Consider the following 1,637-nt stretch of genomic DNA (forward strand, 5'->3'; position numbering starts at 1 on the left):
GGCTGTGTTCAAAGTGATCCCCACTACTATTTGGTGGGCACCACTTTGGCGGGTCAATGGCGTGATGTACAGACGGCGTTGCTGATGCGCTTACCTACAACCAGTTGCAGATACATGCCGGCACCGCAGGATCAACGCAGATGCTTTCGTACAACCCGGTCAAGCAGGCGCAGGATCTGGATCCTACTGGGGAATTCGTACGGCGCTGGATCCCCGTGTTGGTTCAGGTTTCGGACATCTATATTTTTGAGCCCTGGAAGATGCCGGCTGCTGTGCAGGCTAGCTGTGGTGTGATCATCGGCGAAGACTATCCTAGGCCGATCGTCGATCACATTGATGCCGGCCGCCGTGCTTGTGAGCGAGTGTCTTCCGCGCACAAGAATCGCCCTGCGACGTCGAGGCTAACGCGTCCTGCCGAAAGCCTGCAGAAGGCCTTGTTTTAAGGGCTGTGCGTGCGGCCATTCATGCGCCTATATGCCTTGCATAGGTCAAGTGTTGGTGCCGACGCATTTGTGTCCCACCTTGCTGATTGCCGCTGCCCCCTCAATCGGGCGCAGTGGCAGATGCAGCGGGACTTACTATAGATTCGCGTGGGTCAGGCGATTCCGGCGTCCTGGGCCAAAAATTCAGCAGCACCAAGAGGCTGGCATTCCGGGTCAATCACAGACGATCATTTTCGAGAAATTTGGCTCAATTTTGTGTGGTCGCCAACAGCGCAACCTGTCGGGTTGAGCTTGCAAATGCGGGCTAATGCCGCGCAGGCCCTGAATCGTTGTCGTATCGGGTGGGTTTAATAGTGACCGCGCCCGATTGTGGCCGATGGCCGGTGTATTCCCCTCGCGGCTCCTAGTCAGCTGCGGCGGCTCTAAATGAAGAGGCGCACGCGATACTCTAAACCCGGCTCGATCAGGACGAAGGCAGCAACACTGAATCGATGACGTGAATCACACCATTCGTGCACTCAATATCAGTATTTACAACGTGAACGTTGCCGTTAAGCTTTACGCCGCCGGTAGTGGTGATGTTTAAATGCGCACCATTGACAGTCGCTGCATTGCTGCCGTCCATCTTCATCACGTCAGCAGCCATCACTTTGCCTGGTACGACGTGGTAGGTCAGAATGGACGTGAGCTTCGGGATATCCTTTAGCAAACTTTCTACCGTACCTGCAGGCAACTTAGCAAACGCGTCGTCAGTGGGGGCAAATACCGTGAATGGACCAGGGCCCTTCAGGGTGGCCACAAGATTTGCAGCGGTAAGGGCAGCTGCTAGCGTCTTGAACGTGCCGGCTGCAACGGCGGTGTCGATAATATCGTGCATGTCAATTTCCTCAAATAAAGTTTAAAAAACACGGATCAGGCCCTCTGTCTAATAAAGGACGTATATCGGTGGCGATAGTTGCACGGGCCCTGAAAATTAGTGAACGAACCGTGTTTAAAGGAATTTGCAAGGTATCAGCAATCTCGGCATAGCTGCAGTGTTCCATTTCACGCATCGTGATGGAGCTGCGCATTTGCGGTGAGAGCCGGTCGATCGATTGCACAATGGCAAACAGCAATTGCTGTCCACAGAGACTGTCTTCCGGACTTGGCGCGAAGTTTTCAGCGCCGGGGGCATAAATCGGATTACTGGTTTCG

The 1,637-nt window shown here is 54.1% G+C and carries 2 protein-coding genes and 1 pseudogene; 1 reads left to right on the plus strand and 2 read right to left on the minus strand.

What is annotated here, in order from left to right; all coding sequences use genetic code 11:
• Positions 1-101: 101 nt before the first annotated feature.
• Positions 102-443: pseudogene (locus tag RCH09_RS19605) on the plus strand (FAD-binding domain-containing protein); the annotation flags it as partial.
• A gap of 463 nt (positions 444-906) precedes the next feature.
• On the opposite strand, the gene RCH09_RS19610 reads toward RCH09_RS19605, so the two are convergent.
• Together RCH09_RS19610 and RCH09_RS19615 are read right to left on the minus strand one after the other, a co-directional pair.
• Entirely contained in the window at positions 907-1,320 is a 414-nt protein-coding gene (locus RCH09_RS19610; protein WP_326942823.1) for a fasciclin domain-containing protein, read from the minus strand.
• Positions 1,321-1,330: 10 nt separating this feature from the next.
• A partial coding sequence (locus RCH09_RS19615; RefSeq protein ID WP_326942824.1) for an RNA polymerase sigma factor occupies positions 1,331-1,637 on the minus strand: 307 nt, incomplete at its 5' end.

It is taken from the genome of Actimicrobium sp. GrIS 1.19 (genome assembly GCF_035984655.1).
In the GTDB taxonomy this organism is placed as follows: Bacteria; Pseudomonadota; Gammaproteobacteria; order Burkholderiales; family Burkholderiaceae_D; genus Actimicrobium.